The sequence below is a fragment of the Streptomyces desertarenae genome, assembly GCF_042681365.1.
In the GTDB taxonomy this organism is placed as follows: Bacteria; Actinomycetota; Actinomycetes; order Streptomycetales; family Streptomycetaceae; genus Streptomyces; species Streptomyces desertarenae.
In genome coordinates this window covers 1-15,101 of the sequence record NZ_JBHUFU010000006.1, presented here as the reverse complement: position 1 = coordinate 15,101, position 15,101 = coordinate 1, and the positions used below count along the sequence as shown (strand labels likewise).

Sequence of the window (15,101 nt, the reverse complement as noted above, 5' to 3'; positions counted from 1 at the left end):
AGGACCGGGGGGCTCTGTGGTGGTCTGAACGGGGGTCCCGGGGAGGCCGGGGAACCGCCCTCCCTCCCGTCGGGAGGGGAGCGGTGCCCCGGCCGGCCCGTCAGACCTCTTCGACGCTGCTCGGCTCGCGCCGGGACAGGTCGATGCCGAGCTCTTCCGCGGCGCGGAAGACGTCCTCGTCGGTGTCGCGCATCTCGATGGACATGCCGTCGCTGGACAGCACCTCCACGTTGAGGCACAGGGACTGCATCTCCTTGATGAGCACCTTGAAGGACTCGGGGATGCCAGGCTCGGGGATGTTCTCGCCCTTGACGATGGCCTCGTAGACCTTCACGCGGCCGGTGACGTCGTCGGACTTGATGGTCAGCAGCTCCTGGAGGGCGTACGCGGCACCGTACGCCTCCAGCGCCCACACCTCCATCTCACCGAAGCGCTGGCCGCCGAACTGGGCCTTACCGCCCAGCGGCTGCTGGGTGATCATGGAGTACGGACCGGTCGAGCGGGCGTGCAGCTTGTCGTCGACCAGGTGGTGGAGCTTGAGGATGTACATGTAACCGACCGAGATCGGGTCCGGGAACGGCTCGCCGGAGCGGCCGTCGAAGAGCCGGGCCTTGCCGGAGGGCAGGACCAGCCGGTCCCCGTCGCGGTTGGGCAGGGTGGCCTCGAACAGACCGGCGATCTCGTCCTCGCGGGCACCGTCGAACACCGGGGTGGCGACGTTGGTGCGCGGGGCGACGTCGTCGGCGCCGATCGCGGCCAGCCGCTTCTTCCACTCCTCGTCGAGCCCCTCGACCTTCCAGCCCTGGGAGGCGAGCCAGCCCAGGTGGATCTCGAGGACCTGTCCCGGGTTCATGCGGGACGGGACGCCGAGCGGGTTGAGGATGACGTCGACCGGGGTGCCGTCCTCCATGAACGGCATGTCCTCGATCGGCAGGATCTTGGAGATGACGCCCTTGTTGCCGTGGCGGCCGGCGAGCTTGTCACCGTCGGTGATCTTGCGCTTCTGGGCCACGTAGACGCGGACGAGCTGGTTGACGCCCGGAGGCAGCTCGTCGCCCTCCTCGCGGTCGAAGACGCGGACGCCGATGACCTTGCCGGTCTCGCCGTGCGGCACCTTCAGCGAGGTGTCGCGGACCTCGCGGGCCTTCTCACCGAAGATCGCGCGCAGCAGGCGCTCCTCCGGGGTCAGCTCCGTCTCGCCCTTCGGCGTGACCTTGCCGACCAGGATGTCGCCGGCCTCGACCTCGGCGCCGATGCGGATGATGCCGCGCTCGTCGAGGTCGGCCAGGACCTCCTCGGAGACGTTCGGGATGTCCCGGGTGATCTCCTCGGGGCCCAGCTTGGTGTCGCGGGCGTCGACCTCGTGCTCCTCGATGTGGATCGAGGAGAGGACGTCGTCCTGCACGAGGCGCTGCGACAGGATGATCGCGTCCTCGTAGTTGTGGCCCTCCCACGGCATGAACGCCACGAGCAGGTTCTTGCCGAGCGCCATCTCGCCCTCGTCGGTCGAGGGGCCGTCGGCGAGGACCTGGCCGGTGACCACGCGGTCACCCTCGTCCACGATCACCTTCTGGTTGAAGGAGGTGCCCTGGTTGGAGCGGAAGAACTTGGCGACCCGGTACGTGGTGTACGTGCCGTCGTCGTTGGCCACCGTGATGTAGTCCGCGGAGACCTCCTGGACCACGCCGTCCTTCTCGGCCTTGATGACGTCACCGGCGTCGACCGCGCAGCGGTACTCCATGCCGGTGCCGACCAGCGGGGCCTCGGCCCGGATCAGCGGGACGGCCTGGCGCATCATGTTCGAGCCCATGAGCGCGCGGTTGGCGTCGTCGTGCTCCAGGAACGGGATCATGGCGGTCGCGACCGACACCATCTGGCGCGGCGAGACGTCCATGTAGTCGACCTCGTCGCCGGGGATGTAGTCGACCTCGCCGCCGCGGCGGCGGACCAGGACGCGGCTCTCGGCGAACCGCATGTCCTCGGTCAGCGGCGCGTTGGCCTGCGCGATGACGTAGCGGTCCTCCTCGTCGGCGGTCAGGTAGTGCACCTCGTCGGTGACCACACCGTCGACCACGCGGCGGTAGGGGGTCTCGACGAAGCCGAAGGCGTTGACCCGGCCGTAGGAGGCCAGCGAGCCGATCAGACCGATGTTCGGGCCTTCGGGGGTCTCGATCGGGCACATGCGGCCGTAGTGCGACGGGTGCACGTCGCGGACCTCGAAGCCCGCCCGCTCACGGCTCAGACCGCCCGGGCCCAGCGCGGACAGGCGGCGCTTGTGGGTCAGGCCCGACAGCGGGTTCGTCTGGTCCATGAACTGGGAGAGCTGGCTGGTGCCGAAGAACTCCTTGATGGAGGCGACGACCGGCCGGATGTTGATCAGGGTCTGCGGCGTGATCGCCTCGACGTCCTGGGTGGTCATCCGCTCGCGGACGACGCGCTCCATGCGGGCCAGGCCGGTGCGGACCTGGTTCTGGATGAGCTCGCCGACGTTGCGCAGGCGGCGGTTGCCGAAGTGGTCGATGTCGTCGGTCTCGACGACGATCGTCTGGCCGTTCTCGCCGACCGTCTCGGTCTCGCCCGCGTGCAGCTTGACCAGGTACTTGATCGTGGCGATGACGTCGTCGACGGTCAGCACGCCGGCGTCCAGCGGCTGGTCGCCGCCGAGCTTCCGGTTGATCTTGTACCGGCCGACCTTGGCCAGGTCGTAGCGCTTGGGGTTGAAGTAGAGGTTCTCCAGCAGCGTCTGCGCGGCCTCACGGGTCGGGGGCTCGCCCGGACGCAGCTTGCGGTAGATGTCGAGCAGCGCGTCGTCCTGACCCTGGGTGTGGTCCTTCTCCAGGGTGGCGCGCATGGACTCGTACTGGCCGAACTCCTCCAGGATCTGCTCGTTGGTCCAGCCGAGCGCCTTGAGGAGGACGGTGACGGACTGCTTGCGCTTGCGGTCGATGCGGACGCCGACCATGTCGCGCTTGTCGATCTCCATCTCCAGCCAGGCACCCCGCGAGGGGATGATCTTGGCGGAGAAGATGTCCTTGTCGGAGGTCTTGTCGATGGTGCTGTCGAAGTAGACGCCCGGCGAGCGCACCAGCTGCGAGACCACGACACGCTCGGTGCCGTTGATGACGAAGGTGCCCTTGTTGGTCATGAGCGGGAAGTCGCCCATGAAGACCGTCTGGGACTTGATCTCGCCGGTCTCGTTGTTGGTGAACTCGGCGGTGACGAAGAGGGGCGCGGCGTAGGTGAAGTCGCGCTCCTTGCACTCGTCGATCGAGTTCTTCGGCGGCTCGAAGCGGTGGTCGCGGAAGGTCAGCGACATCGACCCCGAGAAGTCCTCGATCGGGGAGATCTCCTCGAAGATCTCCTCCAGACCGGACTTGGTGGGGACGTCCTCACCGCGCTCCAGCGCCGCCTCGACGCGAGCCTTCCAGGCGTCGTTGCCGAGCAGCCAGTCAAAACTCTCGGTCTGCAGCGCGAGGAGGTTCGGAACCCCGAGGGGCTCCTTGATCTTCGCAAAGGAGATACGCAGCGGGGCGGTGCTGGCGCCGTTGTTCGAATGGGCGGTCGAGGCGTTGCGCGAGGCGGCCAAGAGGGGGTCCTTCCGAGGGCTCGGACTCACTACGCGCATACCGTGCCCCTGGTGACGGGCAGGGGGCAGTTAATAGGCAGCGCAAAGGGTCAGTGTAGCCACATGGCCCACTGATGTCCAGTGCACATTCCGGAGACCGGCACGAGGTACCAATCTCTCCCTCCGGGAGGGGCGAACCCCTCGTTGTTCAACGCCTGCCGCAAGGTTTCCCACTTCGCCGGCGATCCATGCCTCGGACCGTGGATCGTGTGACGCCGCGTCCTGAGAATTGCGCGCTACGTGCGGTTCGTCAAGGCCCCGCCTCTCCGGGATCACTGGAGAGGAGGAGGCCGGACAGCGGTGATCACCTTACCTCCCCCTCCTCGCCAGGCGATACGCCCATCGCGGAAACGACCGAAGGCGACCACCCGCATGGGTGATCGCCTTCGGAAGGTGAGGAGTCAGCGGACTCCGCAAGTGACCGGGGTCACTCGGTTCACTTGACCTCGACGGAGGCGCCGGCGCCCTTGAGGGCCTCGGCGGCCTTGTCGGCGGCCTCCTTGTTGACCTTCTCCAGGACCGGCTTCGGGGTGCCGTCGACCAGGTCCTTGGCCTCCTTCAGACCGAGGGAGGTCAGCTCGCGCACGACCTTGATGACCTGGATCTTCTTGTCGCCGGCGCCGGTGAGGATGACGTCGAACTCGTCCTTCTCCTCCGGGGCCTCGGCGGCACCGCCGGCGGCGGCACCACCGGCGGCGGCGGCGACGGCGACCGGGGCGGCGGCCTCGACGTCGAACTTCTCCTCGAAGGCCTTCACGAACTCGGAGAGCTCGATGAGGGTCATCTCGCTGAACTGCTCGAGCAGCTCTTCCTGGCTGAGCTTCGCCATGGTGGCGGTCCTTCCACTAAGTCGGCTGGTGCCGGGGTGTTCATGTCGGCGGGCGTACAGGGGCCCGCTGCGACCGAGTGCGCCGGAGGGGTTACTCGGCCTCGGCGGGAGCCGGCGTACCGGCACCGCCCTGCTCCTCCTGCTTGGCGCGAAGGGCGTCCGCGGTGCGGACGAACTTCGACAGCGGGGCCTGGAAGGTCGCCGCGGCCTTCGCCATGGACGCCTTCATGCCACCGGCCAGCTTGGCGAGCAGCACCTCGCGGGACTCGAGGTCCGCGAGCCTGTTGATCTCTTCGGCGTTGAGCGCCTTGCCCTCGAGGACACCGCCCTTGATGACGAGCTGGGGGTTGTCCTTGGCGAAGTCACGCAGGCTCTTCGCCGCCTCGACCGGGTCACCGGTCACGAAGGCGACAGCGGTGGAGCCGACGAAGAACTCGTCGAGCTCGGTGACCCCGGCCTCGTTGGCCGCGATCTTGGTCAGCGTGTTCTTCGCCACACGGTACTGAGCGTTCTCACCGAGAGAACGGCGCAGGTCCTTGAGCTGTGCGACGCTGAGACCGGTGTACGCGGTCACAACGGCGGCATTGGAGTTCTGGAAGTTCTCCTTGATCTCCTCGACAGCTGCGACCTTGTCGGGACTCGCCATGAGCCTCGGCCCTCCTTTCCGGGTGATGCGATCCTCGACCGTGCCTTTCGGCAGGTCATGACGCCGGACCGCCCACGTCGGGCGCACGAGGAAGGGGACTTGCGCAAAACGAAACGCCCCGGCGCAGGCGCACGGGGCGTGACTCGACCGGAACCACGTCCGGGAGTCCTCCATGTCACCTGCGCAGGTCGCCCGCTCCAAGCGGATCCTTCGGCCGCCGTGCTCCGGGTTCTGCGGGAGATCCCGGCGGGCACGGCAACGACCAGCGGTCTTTGGCTTCCGTCGAAGAGTACGCGAACGCCGCCGCGACAGGCAAATCAGACCGCCGGAGGCCGGCCGGGGCCCCGCCCGCCGGGACGGGTCCCGGTTCGCGGCCCCCAGGCCGCCGACCGCCGACCGGACCGGCTCCCGGCCGCCGGAGCCGTCCTCCGGCGCCTCCGGGTCCACCCCTCGCCCGCGGCCCGCCCGCGCAGCCGGCGAGGACCGCGGCGGCGGCCGGCCCCGCGGCCCCCGGCGCGGTCCTGCCCGCCGGGCGCGCGGTCTCCTCGTGCCGGTGTGGCGTCCGGTGCGTTCGCCGTGCCGGCCCGCGCACGGCGAAGGGCCGTGTTCCGCCTCGTATCGAGGCGGAACACGGCCCTTCGGGCTCATGCCTGCGGCCCGGGCCCTGCGGCCCCGCGCCCCCGGTGGTCGCGTCCGGTCAGACGGCGACCTCCTCCTCGGCGAGGAGGTTGCGGGTGCGGTTGGGGTCGATCTGGATGCCGGGGCCCATCGTGGTGGTGATGACGGCCTTCTTGACGTACCGGCCCTTGGCCGCGGACGGCTTGAGCCGCAGGATCTCCTCCAGCGCCGCCGCGTAGTTCTCCACCAGCTGCTTCTCGTCGAACGAGACCTTGCCGATGATGAAGTGGAGGTTGGCGTGCTTGTCGACGCGGAACTCGATCTTGCCGCCCTTGATGTCGGTCACGGCCTTGGCCACGTCCGGGGTGACGGTGCCGGTCTTCGGGTTCGGCATCAGACCACGGGGACCGAGCACGCGGCCGAGGCGGCCGACCTTGCCCATCAGGTCCGGGGTGGCGACGACGGCGTCGAAGTCCAGACGGCCCTTGGAGACCTCGTCGATCAGTTCGTCGGAGCCGACGATGTCGGCGCCGGCGGCTTCCGCGGCCGCGGCACGGTCACCGGTCGCGAAGACCAGGACCCGGGCGGTCTTACCGGTGCCGTGCGGGAGGTTCACGGTGCCGCGCACCATCTGGTCGGCCTTGCGCGGGTCGACGCCCAGGCGCATGGCGACCTCGACGGTCGCGTCGAACTTGGTCGGGGAGGTCTCCTTGGCGAGGCGGACGGCCTCCAGCGGGGCGTAGAGCCGCGTCCGGTCGACCTTGGCGTCCGCACTGCGGAGAGCCTTGCTGCGCTTCACTTCTGCTCCAGTTTTCTTGTTGCGGAGTCGTGGTCCAGGGGGCCAGCGCCTGACCCTGCCACTTTCCTTCTTCAGGAGGCTCGGTTCGCCTCGGGACGCCCGTGCCCGGTACCGGTGCTCCTCGGACTTCGCTCTCCCCCGGTCACCGCCGGGAGGTCCACACGCTGTGTCCTCGGGCGCTCCCGGCCCCGGCGCGCCCTCCGGCTCGCTCACCGGCGCGGGGACGCCGTGCGGCGGAGCGGGCCGTGTGCTTCGCGGGTACCGCGGAGCGGGGCTCAGCCCTCGACGGTGACGCCCATGGAACGCGCGGTGCCGGCGATGATCTTCTCGGCGGCGTCCAGGTCGTTGGCGTTGAGGTCGGGCATCTTGGTGGTGGCGATCTCACGCACCTGCTCGCGCGTGATCTTCGCGACCTTCTTGGTGTGGGGCTCGCCGGAGCCCTTCTCGATGCCGGCGGCCTTGAGGATCATCTTCGCGGCCGGCGGGGTCTTGGTGATGAAGGTGAAGGAGCGGTCCTCGTAGACCGTGATCTCCACCGGGATGACCCAGCCGCGCTGCGACTCGGTCGCGGCGTTGTAGGCCTTGCAGAACTCCATGATGTTGACGCCGTGCTGGCCCAGCGCGGGGCCGACCGGCGGAGCCGGGTTCGCGGCGCCGGCCTGGATCTGGAGCTTGATGAGCCCCGTGACCTTCTTCTTCTTGGGAGGCATGCTCTCTCCGGGTCCTGAGTGAGAGGTGATGACTGCCCCGCCGGGTGCGCGCACCCGCACGGAGGCATACCGCACCACGATAGCCCGTATCGCAGCACGTTCTGAAACCGGCCAGGTCAGACCGTCCTCGGGGACGGTCCGACCTGGCCGAAGTCGGTGACCGGAAGAACCGGGTCAGTTCTTCTGGATCTGGTCGAAGCTCAGCTCGACCGGGGTCTCGCGACCGAAGATCTCGACGAGGCCCTTGACCTTCTTGGAGTCGGGGTTGATCTCGTTGATCGTCGCCTGGAGCGTCGCGAACGGACCGTCGGTGACGGTGACCGAGTCGCCGACCTCGAAGTCCAGCACCTGGACCTCGACCTTGCGGCTCGGCGCCGGCATCCCGGCCTCGGCGGCCGCCTCCGCGGCGGCGCGCTCCTCGGCCTCGGGGGCGAGCATCTTGACGACCTCGTCCAGCGTCAGCGGGTACGGGTCGTAGGCGTTGCCGACGAAGCCGGTCACGCCCGGGGTGTTGCGGACGACGCCCCAGGACTCGTTGGTCAGGTCCATGCGCACCAGCACGTAGCCGGGGAGCTTGTTCTGACGGACGTTCTTGCGCTCGCCGTTCTTGATCTGGACGATCTCTTCCTCGGGGACCTCGGCCTGGTAGATGAAGTCCTCGACGTTCAGCGAGACGGCCCGCTGCTCCAGGTTGGCCTTCACGCGCTTCTCGTAGCCCGCGTAGGTGTGGATGACGTACCACTCGCCGGGCAGTGTGCGCAGCTCCTCGCGGAGGGCGGCGACCGGGTCGGCCGGCTCCTCCTCCGCGGTCTCCTCCGCCTCCTCGGCCTCACCGTCGGTCTCGGCGGTCTCCTCCGCCTCCCCGGTCGGCTCGTCCTCCCCGGCGACGTCGGCAGCTTCGGCCCGGTCGACGCCGTCCTCCGCCTCGTCCACCGTCTCGACGGCGTCGGGCGCGGTGTCGTCGCCCTCGGCAGGGTCGACGGCGTCGTTCAGGTTCGGGTCAGACACGGTGGCTGCTTCTTCCTGGCTTCAAGGGGTCGAACATGCGGAAAGGTGCCTCGGAGGGGCACTCCGCGGGCGATCAGCCGAAGACGTACTTGACGACCTCGGTGAACCCCCAGTCAATCACGCTCACCAGGCCGATGACGACGACCACGAAGATGATCACCACTGTGGTGTAGGTGGAGAGCTGCCGCTTGGTGGGCCAGACGACCTTGCGGAGCTCCGCGACGATCTGGCGGTAGAACAGCGCGAGGCGGCCCAGAGGGCCCTTCTTCCCGCGCTTTCCGCGCCGGGGCTTGCCGTCGTCCTGCGACCGCCCGGGCTCTGGGACCTCGATGGAGTCCGTGATCTCCGCCACTCGCGCTCACCTGATCCGGGTCTGGCCGCGTGCCGTGCCGCGTCCGGCCCGGCCGTACGGCGGTGCGTCCAGTACGTACACGTGCACGCATCCCTGGTTCAGATGCGTGAAGCAGGGCCGGAGGGACTTGAACCCCCAACCGCCGGTTTTGGAGACCGGTGCTCTACCAATTGAGCTACGACCCTTTGTCGCTCCCCAACCTACCGCATCCGAACGGTGCCGCGGAGTGCGCGGTTCGGCGTGATCGGTCGGAACCAACGACGGTGAGTGTACGTGCTTCACGCCCCGCCGTCGAACACGTAACCCCGGATCTCCCCAACCTCCCGGATCGTCCCCGCCGGCCGCCGCGGCCCCACCGTCCCCTTCCGGTGCCTTCCGGTCCAAACCGGTGTGCCGGTGCGCGGCGGGGTCTGCGACGATGCCCCCATGACCGCTGCAACCCCTGGCAACCAGTCACCCGCCGAGCGCCGGGTCTCGGCCCGGATCGGCTCCATCTCCGAGTCCGCCACCCTCGCCGTCGACGCCAAGGCCAAGGCCCTCAAGGCCGCCGGGCGGCCGGTGATCGGCTTCGGTGCGGGCGAGCCCGACTTCCCGACGCCCGACTACATCGTCGAGGCCGCCGTGGAGGCCTGCCGGAACCCGCGCTTCCACCGCTACACCCCGGCCGGTGGGCTCCCCGAGCTGAAGGAGGCCATCGCCGCCAAGACGCTGCGCGACTCCGGCTACGCGGTCGAGGCCTCCCAGGTCCTGGTCACCAACGGCGGCAAGCAGGCGATCTACGAGGCGTTCGCCGCGATCCTCGACCCGGGCGACGAGGTCGTCGTCCCCGCCCCGTACTGGACGACCTACCCCGAGTCGATCAAGCTCGCCGGCGGCGTCCCGGTCCCCGTGGTCACCGACGAGACCACCGGCTACCGGGCCTCCGTCGAGCAGCTGGAGGCGGCCCGCACCGAGCGCACCAAGGTCCTGGTGTTCGTCTCCCCCTCCAACCCGACCGGCGCGGTCTACTCCCGGGAGCAGGTCGAGGAGATCGGCCGCTGGGCCGCCGAGCACGGCCTGTGGGTGCTCACCGACGAGATCTACGAGCACCTCGTCTACGGCGACGCCGAGTTCACCTCCCTGCCGGTGGTCGTCCCCGAGCTGGCCGACCGCTGCATCGTGGTCAACGGCGTGGCCAAGACCTACGCCATGACCGGCTGGCGCGTGGGCTGGGTCATCGGCCCGAAGGACGTGGTGAAGGCCGCCGCCAACCTCCAGTCGCACGCCACCTCCAACGTCTCCAACGTCGCCCAGGCCGCCGCGCTGGCCGCCGTCTCCGGCGACCTGGAGGCCGTGGCGCGGATGCGCGAGGCCTTCGACCGGCGCCGGAAGACGATCGTGCGGATGCTGAACGAGATCGACGGCGTCACCTGCCCCGAGCCCGAGGGCGCCTTCTACGCCTACCCGTCGGTCAAGGGCGTGCTCGGCAGGGAGATCCGCGGCAGGCGGCCGGCCACGAGCGTGGAGCTGGCCGAGGTGATCCTGGAGGAGGCCGAGGTCGCGGTCGTGCCCGGCGAGGCGTTCGGCACCCCCGGCTACCTGCGGCTCTCCTACGCGCTGGGCGACGAGGACCTGGTCGAGGGCGTCTCCCGGATCCAGAAGCTGCTGGCCGAGGCGAAGGCCTGAGCGGCCCGGTCCCTCGGCGCGATGGCGGGCGGGCCCGCCGGGAGGTCTCCCGGCGGGCCCGCTCGCGTGTTCGCCCCGCGCCCCGATCGGGGCGGCCGGCTTCCGGGCGTCTCGCGGCATGCGGCAAGATCTGGGAATGGAGAGTGTGCGCGACGTACGCAAGCTGCCGAAGGCCCACCTGCACCTGCACTTCACCGGATCGATGCGCTCCGACACCCTGTTGGAGCTCGCCGACCGGTACGGCGTCCACCTGCCCGACGCCCTCAGCAGCGGCCTGCACCCGAAGCTGCGGGCCACGGACGAGCGGGGCTGGTTCCGCTTCCAGCGGCTGTACGACATCGCACGGTCCTGCCTGCGCACCCCCGAGGACATCCGGCGGCTGGTCCGCGAGGCGGCCGAGGAGGACGTGCGGGACGGCTCCCGCTGGCTGGAGATCCAGGTCGACCCCACCTCGTACGCCCCCCGGCTGGGCGGGCTGATCCCGGCGCTGGAGATCATCCTGGACGCGGTGGAGAGCGCGAGCCGGGAGACCGGGCTGGGCATGCGGGTGCTGGTGGCCGCCAACCGCGTCAAGCACCCGCTGGACGCCCGCACCCTGGCCCGGCTGGCGGTGCGCTACGCCGACCGCGGGATCGTGGGCTTCGGGCTCTCCAACGACGAGCGGCGCGGCTTCGCCCGCGACTTCGACCGGGCCTTCGCCATCGCGCGCCGGGGCGGGCTGCTGGCGGCCCCGCACGGCGGCGAGCTGGCGGGACCGGACAGCGTCGCCGACTGCCTGGACGACCTCCGCGCGGGCCGCATCGGGCACGGGGTGCGCGCCGCCGAGGATCCGCGGCTGCTGGCGCGGCTGGCCGACCAGGGCGTGACCTGCGAGGTCTGCCCGGCCTCCAACGTGGCGCTGGGCGTGTACGACAAGTACGAGGACGTACCGGTGCGGACGCTGTTCGAGGCGGGCGTGCCGATGGCGCTGGGCGCCGACGACCCGCTGCTGTTCGGCTCGCGGCTGGCCGCGCAGTACGAGATCGTGCGGCGGCACCACGGCTTCACCGACGCCGAACTGGCCGAGCTGGCCCGGCAGTCGGTGCGCGGCTCGCGCGCCCCGGAGGACGTCCGCAGGGCGATCCTCGCGGACATCGACGCCTGGCTGGCCGCGGAGCCCGGGGAGCCGCACGGAGCGGCCGCCTGACAGCCCCTGACCGGCCGGAGCGGTCCTACAGGGAGCAGCCGACGGTCACCGGCTCGTTGACGAGCGTCACGCCGAAGGCCGCGTACACGCCGTCGCGGACCTCGCGGGCCAGGGCGAGCAGGTCGGCGGTGGTGGCCGAGCCCCGGTTGGTCAGGGCCAGGGTGTGCTTGGTGGAGATCCGGGCCGGACCCTCGCCGTACCCCTTGGTGAAGCCCGCCTTGTCGATCAGCCAGGCGGCCGAGGTCTTCACCAGGCCGTCGCCGGCCGGGTAGGCGGGCGGCACGGCGTCGGGGCCCAGGCGGTCGGCGACGCGGGCCAGGAAGGCCGCGTGCTCGGCCTCGGTGAGGACGGGGTTGGTGAAGAAGGAGCCGGCGGACCAGGTGTCGTGGTCCTCCGGGTCGAGCACCATGCCCTTGCCGGCCCGCAGCTTCAGGACCGTCTCGCGGGCCCGCTCCAGCGGCACCCGGTCGCCGACCGAGACGCCCAGCGCGCGGGCGGTCTCGGCGTAGCGCAGCGGTGCGGAGAGCCCGCCGGCGTCCTCCAGCACGAAGCGGACGCGCAGGACGACGAAGCGGGTGGGGTCGGCCTTGAAGCGGCTGTGCCGGTAGGAGAAGCCGCACTCGGCCGCGGGGAGGGTGACGACGCGGCCGCCGCGGCGGTCGTAGGCGACGACCTCGGTGATCGTGGCGGAGACCTCCTGGCCGTAGGCGCCGACGTTCTGGATGGGGGTGGCGCCGGCGGAGCCGGGGATGCCGGCCATGCACTCGACGCCGGCCAGTCCCGCCTCGACGGTGCGGGCCACGGCGTCGGACCAGTTCTCGCCCGCGGCCAGCTCCAGGCGGGTGCCCTCCAGGCGGAAGCCGGTGGTGGCGATGCGCAGGGCGGTGCCGTCGAAGCCCTCGTCGGCGATGACGAGGTTGCTGCCGCCGCCGACGACCAGCAGCGGGGTGCCGGCGGCGTCGGCGGCGCGCACCGCCTCGACCACCTCCTCGTCGGTGGTGGCCGTCACCAGGCGGGCGGCCGGGCCTCCCAGGCGGAAGGTGGTCAGCGGGGCGAGGGGCGCGTCGTGGAGTTCCTGCACGGGCCCAAGCGTACGAGAGCGGCCGCGCGTCCCCGCACGGCCGCTCCCCGTCGTCCCCGCGGTGTCGCGGCGCCCCGGGTCAGGCGAGCCGGACGACGGCGCGGGACATGCCCAGCACCTTCTGGCCCGCGCTGGTGGCGGTCAGGTCCACCCGGACGGTGCGGGCCTCGTCGTCCAGCTTCTCGGCGACCTTCCCGGTGACCTCGATCACGGCGCCCTCGTCGTCGTCGGGGACGACGACGGGCCGGGTGAACCGCACCCCGTACTCCACCAGCGCGCCCGGGTCGCCGGTCCAGTCGGTGACCACGCGGGCGGCCTCGGCCATGGTGAACATGCCGTGGGCGATGACGCCGGGGAGCCCGACCTCCCGGGCGAAGCGCTCGTTCCAGTGGATCGGGTTGAAGTCGCCGGAGGCGCCCGCGTACCGCACGAGCGTGGCGCGGGTCACGGGGAAACTCCGCGCGGGGAGTTCCGTGCCGACGCCGACCTCCGCGTAGGCGATCTTCGCTGCCATCTCCGTCACTCCCCCTGCTTCCCGTCCCCGGCGTCCCCGGCGGAACGGGCCACCAGCTTGGTCCAGGCGGTCACCACGTGCTCGCCCTTCTCGTCGTGCACCTCGCCGCGGATGTCCAGGACCTCGTTCCCGGCCATGGACCTGACCGACTCGATGGTGGAGGTGACGGTGAGGCGGTCGCCGGCGCGCACCGCGCGCGTGTAGGCGAACTTCTGGTTGCCGTGGACGACCCGGCTGTAGTCCAGTCCGAGCTGCGGGTCCTCCACGACCGCCCCGGCCGCCTTGAAGGTGATGGCGAAGACGAACGTGGGCGGGGCGATCACGTCGGGGTGGCCCAGCGCCCGGGCCGCCTCCGGATCCGTGTACGCGGGGTTGGGGTCCCCGATGGCCTCGGCGAACTCGCGGATCTTCTCCCTGCCGACCTCGTAGGGCTCGGTGGGCGGATAGCTCCGCCCCACGAAGGACTGGTCGAGCGCCATGGCCCGGTACCTCCATACGGCTTGCTGGTGGCTGCTCCGGGACGCTTCCCGCCGGGCCGCCGGGATGGCTGCGCCGGCGCTCCGCGGCGTCCCGAACGCCGTGAGGCCGCCCCCGCAACGGGGGCGGCCTCACGGTCGTGTGTCTGTGCGCGCGGCGGCCTGGCCGGTCGCGGGTTATCGCGTCTCGCGGTGCGCGGTGTGGGCGTTGCAGCGCGGGCAGTGCTTCTTCATCTCAAGACGGTCCGGGTTGTTGCGCCGGTTCTTCTTGGTGATGTAGTTCCGCTCCTTGCACTCCACGCAGGCCAGCGTGATCTTCGGGCGGACGTCGGTGGCAGCCACGTGAGTGCTCCTTGACGGCTGGGACGGGTTTAACGCAGAAAGAGTAGCCGATCGGAGGACCGACCCCGCAATCGGCTACTGAGTGAGGTAAGTAGCGGTGACCGGACTCGAACCGGTGACACAACGATTATGAGCCGTTTGCTCTACCGACTGAGCTACACCGCCGCGATGCGGGTGGCTCCCGTCGAAGGACGGGAAGCCTCACACATCAGAGCCCCAATACGGAATCGAACCGTAGACCTTCTCCTTACCATGGAGACGCTCTGCCGACTGAGCTATTGGGGCGAGCCAGCGGTATAGATCATACCCGACTCCCGGGGCCGTCCCGACCACCCTTCCGCCCCGCCGCCTCCGGCCTTCAGCAGGCGGGCTCCATCAGCAGCCCGCCCAGTGCGTTGCAGGCCGAGACGATCCTCTGGAGCTCGCGGCGGGACATGGAGGCGTCCAGCGGAAGCGCCAGGCACTCCCCCACCGCGCGTTCGGTCTCGGGCAGCCACACGTCCGTCCGGAACTCCGGCAGCCTGTACAGGGGGGCTGTCACCGGAACGTGGCACTCCACCCCTCGGGCCCTCAGCGCGTGCCTGAAGGCGTCCCGGTCGGGGCGCCCGTTCCCCGGCACCCGCACCACGTACTGCTCGTACGCATGCCGGACGCCCGGCACGACGGAGGGGACGACCACGCCCTTCAGACGGGCGTTCAGGAACTCGGCGAGCTGCCGGCGCCGGACCTCCTCGACCGACGGAGGCGCAGGCGGCTCCCCGTCCGGGTCGATGACGTGGATGCCGTGCCGCTGCGCCAGCAGACGCATGGACGCCGTGTCGGCGGTGCGGCCGAAGAGATGGACGGGCACCACGGCCGCGGTCCGCTCGCTCAGCGCCGCGGAGACGGAGGCGGGATCGAGGCAGAGGCTCTCCGGGTCGATGTCCGCGAAGACCGGCAGCGCTCCGGCCCGGCGGACGGCGGCCGCCACCCCGGGGTCGCAGTACGCGGGCACGACCACCTCGTCCCCGGCGCCTATCCGGCGTGCCTCGAACTCGGAACGGAGCGTCCCGCTCAGCGTCGTCCCCATCATGCGCACGATGCTGACGGCGCCACGTGAACTTCCGGTGACACAACGCAGAAGAGCCGTGGTACCCGGATCAAATGTCCGGGTACCACGGCTCTCAACAGATTGTTCGGCGGCGTCCTACTCTCCCACACGGTCCCCCATGCAGTACCATCGGCGCTGAAAGGCTTAGCTTCCGGGTTCG

At 70.4% G+C, this 15,101-nt stretch carries 14 protein-coding genes, 3 tRNA genes and 1 rRNA gene; 2 read left to right on the top strand and 16 right to left on the bottom strand.

What is annotated here, in order from left to right; translation table 11 throughout:
* Positions 1 to 100: 100 nt before the first annotated feature.
* From rpoB to ACFSJS_RS11525, 8 genes are all read right to left on the bottom strand, one after another.
* Positions 101 to 3,586, bottom strand: a complete 3,486-nt coding sequence (gene rpoB, locus ACFSJS_RS11560) for a DNA-directed RNA polymerase subunit beta (protein WP_380899277.1) — start codon at positions 3,584 to 3,586, stop codon at positions 101 to 103.
* A gap of 475 nt (positions 3,587 to 4,061) precedes the next feature.
* On the bottom strand, positions 4,062 to 4,454 hold the full coding sequence (gene rplL, locus ACFSJS_RS11555) for a 50S ribosomal protein L7/L12 (RefSeq protein WP_380899276.1): 393 nt from the start codon (positions 4,452 to 4,454) through the stop codon (positions 4,062 to 4,064).
* A 91-nt stretch (positions 4,455 to 4,545) separates the two neighbouring features.
* Positions 4,546 to 5,100: a 50S ribosomal protein L10 gene (gene rplJ / locus ACFSJS_RS11550; RefSeq protein WP_380899275.1), complete on the bottom strand. Its 555-nt coding sequence runs from the start codon at positions 5,098 to 5,100 to the stop codon at positions 4,546 to 4,548.
* A gap of 697 nt (positions 5,101 to 5,797) precedes the next feature.
* Complete coding sequence (gene rplA / locus ACFSJS_RS11545; RefSeq protein ID WP_380899274.1) at positions 5,798 to 6,517, bottom strand: 50S ribosomal protein L1; 720 nt, start codon at positions 6,515 to 6,517, stop codon at positions 5,798 to 5,800.
* Positions 6,518 to 6,792: 275 nt separating this feature from the next.
* A complete protein-coding gene (rplK, locus tag ACFSJS_RS11540) occupies positions 6,793 to 7,227 on the bottom strand; it encodes a 50S ribosomal protein L11 (RefSeq protein WP_330118307.1) in 435 nt (144 codons plus the stop codon).
* A gap of 174 nt (positions 7,228 to 7,401) precedes the next feature.
* A complete protein-coding gene (nusG, locus tag ACFSJS_RS11535; protein WP_380899273.1) occupies positions 7,402 to 8,235 on the bottom strand; it encodes a transcription termination/antitermination protein NusG in 834 nt (277 codons plus the stop codon).
* 73 nt (positions 8,236 to 8,308) lie between these two features.
* Complete coding sequence (secE, locus tag ACFSJS_RS11530; protein WP_380899663.1) at positions 8,309 to 8,578, bottom strand: preprotein translocase subunit SecE; 270 nt, start codon at positions 8,576 to 8,578, stop codon at positions 8,309 to 8,311.
* A gap of 121 nt (positions 8,579 to 8,699) precedes the next feature.
* Positions 8,700 to 8,772 (bottom strand) — tRNA-Trp (locus tag ACFSJS_RS11525).
* Between the two features lie 241 nt (positions 8,773 to 9,013).
* On the opposite strand from ACFSJS_RS11525, the gene ACFSJS_RS11520 reads away from it, so the two are divergent.
* Together ACFSJS_RS11520 and ACFSJS_RS11515 are read left to right on the top strand one after the other, a co-directional pair.
* The gene (locus ACFSJS_RS11520) at positions 9,014 to 10,252 is read left to right on the top strand and encodes a pyridoxal phosphate-dependent aminotransferase (RefSeq protein ID WP_380899272.1); all 1,239 of its coding nucleotides are present in this window, start codon (positions 9,014 to 9,016) and stop codon (positions 10,250 to 10,252) included.
* 136 nt (positions 10,253 to 10,388) lie between these two features.
* Positions 10,389 to 11,438, top strand: coding sequence for an adenosine deaminase (locus tag ACFSJS_RS11515; protein WP_380899271.1), 1,050 nt, complete (start codon positions 10,389 to 10,391; stop codon positions 11,436 to 11,438).
* Between the two features lie 25 nt (positions 11,439 to 11,463).
* On the opposite strand, the gene ACFSJS_RS11510 is transcribed toward ACFSJS_RS11515, so the two are convergent.
* The 8 genes from ACFSJS_RS11510 to rrf form a co-directional block, all read right to left on the bottom strand.
* On the bottom strand, positions 11,464 to 12,519 hold the full coding sequence (locus ACFSJS_RS11510; protein WP_380899270.1) for a UDP-N-acetylmuramate dehydrogenase: 1,056 nt from the start codon (positions 12,517 to 12,519) through the stop codon (positions 11,464 to 11,466).
* Positions 12,520 to 12,598: 79 nt separating this feature from the next.
* Positions 12,599 to 13,033 carry a MaoC family dehydratase gene (locus ACFSJS_RS11505; protein WP_380899269.1) on the bottom strand — a complete coding sequence of 145 codons (435 nt, stop codon included), beginning with the start codon at positions 13,031 to 13,033 and terminating at the stop codon, positions 12,599 to 12,601.
* A 5-nt stretch (positions 13,034 to 13,038) separates the two neighbouring features.
* Positions 13,039 to 13,512, bottom strand: coding sequence for an FAS1-like dehydratase domain-containing protein (locus ACFSJS_RS11500; protein WP_380899268.1), 474 nt, complete (start codon positions 13,510 to 13,512; stop codon positions 13,039 to 13,041).
* Positions 13,513 to 13,686: 174 nt separating this feature from the next.
* Positions 13,687 to 13,851, bottom strand: coding sequence for a 50S ribosomal protein L33 (gene rpmG, locus ACFSJS_RS11495; RefSeq protein WP_003948671.1), 165 nt, complete (start codon positions 13,849 to 13,851; stop codon positions 13,687 to 13,689).
* A 92-nt stretch (positions 13,852 to 13,943) separates the two neighbouring features.
* Positions 13,944 to 14,016: transfer RNA gene (locus ACFSJS_RS11490), tRNA-Met, on the bottom strand.
* A gap of 47 nt (positions 14,017 to 14,063) precedes the next feature.
* A tRNA-Thr gene (locus ACFSJS_RS11485) sits at positions 14,064 to 14,136 on the bottom strand.
* Between the two features lie 73 nt (positions 14,137 to 14,209).
* The gene (locus ACFSJS_RS11480; protein ID WP_380899661.1) at positions 14,210 to 14,920 is read right to left on the bottom strand and encodes a DegT/DnrJ/EryC1/StrS family aminotransferase; all 711 of its coding nucleotides are present in this window, start codon (positions 14,918 to 14,920) and stop codon (positions 14,210 to 14,212) included.
* Between the two features lie 104 nt (positions 14,921 to 15,024).
* Positions 15,025 to 15,101, bottom strand: a 5S ribosomal RNA gene (rrf, locus tag ACFSJS_RS11475); the annotation flags it as partial.